Raw genomic sequence first — 5,288 nt, 5'->3', positions numbered from 1 at the left:
TGGTGCCAATCAAACTCGACGTGACCCGTCCCGAAGATATCGCGGCGGCGACTGAACAGGCACACGACCTCACGCTGCTAATCAACAACGCCGGCATCAGCGGCGAAGCGCATGACAGCATTAGCCTGGAAACCCTTCGCCACGAGTTCGAGACCAACGCGGTCGCCCCGCTCGCCATCAGCCTGGCTTTCGCACCGATCCTGGCCGCCAACGGCGGTGGTGCAATCGTCAACATGCACTCGGCCCTGAGCTGGATCAACCTGCCCACCACCGTTACCTATTCGGCAAGCAAAGCGGCGGCCTGGTCGCTTACCAATGGCCTGCGCCTGCGATTGGCAAGTCAGGGCACCCTGGTCGTGGGCGTGCATGTTGCGTTCGTGGACACCGACATGACGCGCGGTATCGAAGGCGTGCCAAAGGCAAACCCTCACGATGTGGTCCAGCGCGCACTGGATGGCGTTGCCAACGACCAGCCGGAAGTTTTGGCGGACGAGACGAGCCAGCAGCTCAAGCAAAATCTGAGCAACGGTATCTACCTGCGACCGATATCGTAAAACCGAGTGACCCGAAAGATCCGGCAGCTTTCATCGCCGGCTCATCTGGGCTTTGCAATCTCCTTATCGCATTGGCAGCCACGACCGCAATGAACTTGCACCGGCAGGCCAAACACCCCCATGGGACGGTCAAAAGCCCACGGCATAAAGCGGATCATGCAACCAAACGCGCTCAATTCAGCTCATCAACAGGCAACGCTCCTCCTCTGACTCTTCCAACCCGATAAACCGTCGCACCCGTTGGGCGCCATGCCCTTCGCGGATTGCCTGTGGCGAGGCATCCAGCTGCACGTTGCCGTTTTCCATGAAAATCACCCGGTCAGAGATAGACAGGGCAAATTCCATTTCGTGAGTGACAATCAGCAGGGTCATGCCTTCGCGAGCCAGGTCGGCGATCACCGTAAGTACCTCGCCGACCAGTTCCGGGTCCAGCGCCGAGGTCGGTTCGTCAAACAGCAGGATGTCCGGGTCCATGGCCATGGCCCGGGCGATCGCCACACGTTGTTGCTGGCCGCCAGACAGTTGATGCGGATATTTGTGAACGTGGGCCAGCAGGCCGACCTTGTCGAGCAGCTGGCAGGCCCGTTGCTCGCTCAGTGTGCGGCTGACGCCATGATAACGAGGGGCGAGGCTGATGTTGTCCAACAGTGTCCGGTGCGGAAACAGGTTGAAGTTCTGGAACACCATGCCGATGCGCTGCACGCCCTGACGAACCCGAGAGCCATCCGGTTTGTCCTCGGCATTAATGAAGCCCTCCCCGAACAACAGGATTTCACCCTGATCGATGCGTTCCAGGCCATTAATGGTGCGGATCAACGAGGTCTTGCCGGAGCCGGACGGGCCGATGATGGAAATCACCTGGCCGCTTTGCACCTTCAGGTCGATGCCTTTGAGCACATGATGATCGCCGTAGCGTTTGTGCACGTCCTGCAGGTGCAGGGCCGGGGCCGCACCTTTGGCTGGGAGGCTGACCTTGCTCGATACCCTAGGTGCCAGACTGTCGCGCAGCACTTGTGTCGAGGCGCTCTCCAGGGTTTGCGGTGTACGCAGGTTCAGGTCCAGGTAACGTTCCAGACGCTGCAAGGCAAAGCCAAACACTGTAACGATCAGCACGTAGTACACGCCCACAGCCGCCAGGGTCTCCATAACCAGGAAGTTCTGGGCATACAGGCGCTGGCCGACAGTCAGCAGTTCGGTCAGTGAAATCACCGAGATCAACGAGGTCAGTTTGACCACCGTGATGTATTCGTTAATCAACGTCGGCAGTGAGATACGAAACGCTTGAGGAATAACGATCAGCCGTTGCACGCCAAGCAGCCCGAGTCCCAAGGCACGGCCCGCTTCCTTCTGACCCTTGGCGATCGAAATCAGCCCGCCACGATGAATTTCTGCCATGTAGGCGGCCTCAGTGACCACCAGCGCCAACAGGCCGGAATAAAATGGCACCGACAGCACCGGCCCGGCACCGGGCAGCAACTGCGGCAGGTTGTAGACGAAGACCACCAGCACCAGCAGCGGAATGCTGCGAAAGAACCAGATGTAGAGTGATGCGGGTATGCGCAGCCAGCGCACGCTCGACAGTTTGGCCGATGCCAGGACGAAACCCAGCAGCATGCCCAGAAACCAGGCCAGGGTGCTCAGTTCGATGACGGTCAGGCTCGCCGCCCAGAAGTCAGCCATGGAGAACAGCGAAAAAAAGTAAGCCCAATCGAATTGCATAGACACCTCGCGCAAGCCGCGCCCCCGATCGAGGGCGCGGTTTCAGGCATTACTCAGAGACTGGTTCCAGGTCATACGCCTTGAGAATGGCGGCGTACTCGCCGTTGGCCTTGCTCTCAGCCAACGCCTTGACCAGCGCCTGATAGGTCGCGTCGGCGTCTTTCTTGACGTAGATGCCCAAAGTTTGCGGGTAAACCAACTTCTGCGAGCTGACGATCACACGGCCGTTGGTACGCTGAGCGATCATGTGCGCGGCGCCGGCAATTTCCACTTGAGCCTGGATGTTCTTTGACAGCAGCGCCTGCGTCACCTCGGGTGCCGAGGGAAACTCACTGACGGTGATGGCACCCTTGTTGTTCGGGACGCAGTAGTCGCTGGACAACTGACGGAACTTGCCGACCCAGGTGGTGCCCTGCTCCAGCCCGACTTTCAGGCCACACAGGTCTTCAGGAACCTGCGGGTTCAACTCACTGCCCTTGGGCACCATGATCGCCGCGCCGGTGTTGGCATAAGCAATGGTCCGGGCCTGGGCCTGGCGCTCCGGGGTGATGTACATGCCGGAGATGATTGCGTCGTAGTGCCCGGCGTTGAGGCCGTTGAGCAGATTGGGAAACTTGGTATCGACGAAGTTGGCCTTGACGCCCATTGCCTTGGCCAGGGAATGGGCCAACTCCGGGTCGGAGCCGACCACATTCTTGTTCGCGTCATAGGACTCGAACGGTGGGTAGGTGATTTCCATACCGACCTTCAATACACCCGGGGTCGCGGTGCTGGCGAAGGCGGCACTGGCACAGAACAGACTAGCGGCGAGCAGACTCAGTCGGGTCAAGGCGTAGGGGGTTTTCATGTTGGGAAGCTCCGTTGGTTTTTTTAGGAATGAGTGGCAGTGTTTTTCAGGCGACCGAAGCTCGATGGCTTGCGGGCTCGGGACGGCAGTTCAAGCTCGCCGTTCTCGACGCGTTTGCGCAGGTATTGATAGGTCTGCAGGGCTTGACTCCACATGTGTTCACCAATCGTCAACGCCTCGTAGACCTGAGCGTCATTGATGAATGCCGGCAACGGCTTGATCAGCGTGTGGTAGTCGCAGGCGTAAAACAGCGGGAAGCTATAGCGCTCCTGAGCCACCTTGCGCACTCGGTGAGCGGTGGCCACAAAGGTCCCAGCGGTCATGACTTCCAGCATGTCGCCGATGTTCACCACAAACGCATCGGGCATTGGCGGTGCATCGATCCACTGATCCTGGTCGTTTAACACCTCCAACCCCGGCTGATCGGCGTGCAGGATGGTGAAGCACTCGTAGTCGGTATGCGCGCCGATGCCGGGAGCATCCACAGCAGTGGCGTCGAAGGGGTAATGGATCAGCCGCAGCTTGGAAGGCGGCCGGGTGACCAGTGCGTCGAAGTAGCCCTCTTCCAGGCCCAGGGCCAGGGCGAAGCCATCGAACAGTCGGCGGCCCAGGGCAAACACGGCCTGATAGTAATTTTGTACTGCAGCCTGAAAACCCGGCACGTCGGGCCAGTGGTTCGGGCCCAGCAGCGGCGTTCGACTCAGGAATAGTGGATCGTCCACCGGCACTTCGAAACCGATGTCGAAGGCCTCTTTGTGGTCCGGCTTGCCCTTGGAGTACACCTCCTCACCTTCGGGCACGAAGCCCTTGTGGCTTTCCGAGGCACCAATGTAATGGCGCATCTTGGTCTCCAGGGGCTGCGCGAAATAATCCTCGCTCGCCTGGCGCAGACCCTCGATCAGTGCCGGATCAATGCCGTGCCCGGTGATGTACAGAAACCCCACATCGCTGGCGGCACGACCCAGTTGCTCGGCCACTGCAAGGCGATGCTCCAGTTCGATACTGAAGAGGCCGGCGATGTTCACCACCGGAATGCGATTGAAGTTGGCCTGGGTCAGCGAAGTCTTATTCATGGTGGGCTCCTTCACAGGTAAAACGGTTGAAGTGTTCGCGCTCGGTTCGCGCCATCCACTGGTTCAAGGTCCAGAGATCGGCCACTGGCATGTTGGTGAAGGGCAAGTGATGCAGATACCCGTCGGCACCGAACTCCGGGGTCAGGGTGCTGACTGCATAGCCGCGCTGAAGTTGAGAAGCCCAGACGGCCTCCCAGTGACGCTGGTGAAACACCAGTTCACGGGCATATTCCGGGGCGGCGGGATGGGGAACTTGCGGGCCCTGGTCATAACCGACCCGAGCTTGAATGTGATGAACGCGCTCGACGAAGGACGACAGATCGTCGGCCGGGTCGTCCAGTAACCGCTCACAGCACACCACCCAATGGCTGATGTCACTGGTGAAACGCAGTTCCGGCAGTTGGCGAATCAGTTCCAGAGTCACCCAAGGGCTATAGAGGGAGCGGGCGCGGTGAGTCTCGAAACTGCAGAACACCCCATGCCTGGCGGCCAGCTCCAGGGCCTGACCGAAGAACTCGACCTGCTGCGCCAGAGGCCAGCGATCATTGCCTGCAAGCAGATTGACGAAACGGGGTGTCAGCTCCGAGGCCCAGCCGAGCTTACAATCGATGTCGACCAAGTGCTGGGCAGGCGTGGCGCGCTGATCAGGCAAGACATCGTAAGCACTGAACAGGGTGCAAATGTAGGGGACGTGATTGCTGCGCAGGAAAGCGCCGAACTCGCCACGCTCATTGGCCGGCAGTGGCAGGCGTGCTTCGATCCCATCAAAACCGGCGGCGAGCAGTTCATCCAGGGCGGATGAATGGCCGGCGGTATAGCCCCATAAGGTACGGAAAATCTCTAGCTTCATGCATTCCTCTCGACTGCGTCGGGCCACTGGCGGATTGGGCTGGTGGCGTTGCTGGGCAGTCGAAAAGGGGCTGCTGCGGGCTGCTGCTCTGATGGCGGCGGTCCCGTGGGGAGGATCCTAAGGCCATCGTGACAAATGATTGAATAGGCTGTAGCAAATAGTTAGTTCAGAAATCCATGAACTAACATCGACCTGGTGCGTGAACCCGGGACGCCGGTGCACGTCTATCGTGCGTTTCCTAACGA

Annotated in this window: 5 protein-coding genes; 1 reads left to right on the top strand and 4 read right to left on the bottom strand. The window is 59.6% G+C overall.

Going from position 1 to position 5,288, the window contains the following annotated elements; genetic code table 11:
- Positions 1-554 (top strand): SDR family NAD(P)-dependent oxidoreductase (locus tag GSM73_RS25835; RefSeq protein ID WP_256677094.1); only part of this gene is annotated, 554 nt, incomplete at its 5' end.
- A gap of 177 nt (positions 555-731) precedes the next feature.
- On the opposite strand, the gene GSM73_RS25830 is transcribed toward GSM73_RS25835, so the two are convergent.
- From GSM73_RS25830 to GSM73_RS25815, 4 genes are read right to left on the bottom strand one after another with little or no spacing between them, the layout of a single operon-like run.
- Positions 732-2,273, bottom strand: coding sequence for an amino acid ABC transporter permease/ATP-binding protein (locus GSM73_RS25830; protein WP_139049725.1), 1,542 nt, complete (start codon positions 2,271-2,273; stop codon positions 732-734).
- Between the two features lie 49 nt (positions 2,274-2,322).
- Complete coding sequence (locus GSM73_RS25825) at positions 2,323-3,120, bottom strand: transporter substrate-binding domain-containing protein (RefSeq protein ID WP_139049724.1); 798 nt, start codon at positions 3,118-3,120, stop codon at positions 2,323-2,325.
- Between the two features lie 23 nt (positions 3,121-3,143).
- Entirely contained in the window at positions 3,144-4,193 is a 1,050-nt protein-coding gene (locus GSM73_RS25820) for an isopenicillin N synthase family oxygenase (protein WP_047229680.1), read from the bottom strand.
- Positions 4,186-5,043 carry a sugar phosphate isomerase/epimerase gene (locus GSM73_RS25815; RefSeq protein ID WP_160894255.1) on the bottom strand — a complete coding sequence of 286 codons (858 nt, stop codon included), beginning with the start codon at positions 5,041-5,043 and terminating at the stop codon, positions 4,186-4,188. Before GSM73_RS25815 ends, GSM73_RS25820 begins: the two co-directional genes overlap by 8 nt.
- Positions 5,044-5,288: the final 245 nt, after the last annotated feature.

The organism is Pseudomonas sp. PICF6, assembly GCF_009831705.1.
GTDB lineage: Bacteria > Pseudomonadota > Gammaproteobacteria > Pseudomonadales > Pseudomonadaceae > Aquipseudomonas > Aquipseudomonas rhizophila.
The sequence above is the reverse complement of the archived record's forward strand: the minus strand, read 5'-3'. Positions and strand labels throughout refer to the sequence as shown.

Bases quoted from the DNA above. Each gene is read 5' to 3' on its own strand.
- GSM73_RS25825 (WP_139049724.1), bottom strand. From the start codon at position 3,120: ATGAAAACCCCCTACGCCTTGACCCGACTGAGTCTGCTCGCCGCTAGT.
- GSM73_RS25830 (WP_139049725.1), bottom strand. From the start codon at position 2,273: ATGCAATTCGATTGGGCTTACTTTTTTTCGCTGTTCTCCATGGCTGAC.
- GSM73_RS25820 (WP_047229680.1), bottom strand. From the start codon at position 4,193: ATGAATAAGACTTCGCTGACCCAGGCCAACTTCAATCGCATTCCGGTG.
- GSM73_RS25815 (WP_160894255.1), bottom strand. From the start codon at position 5,043: ATGAAGCTAGAGATTTTCCGTACCTTATGGGGCTATACCGCCGGCCAT.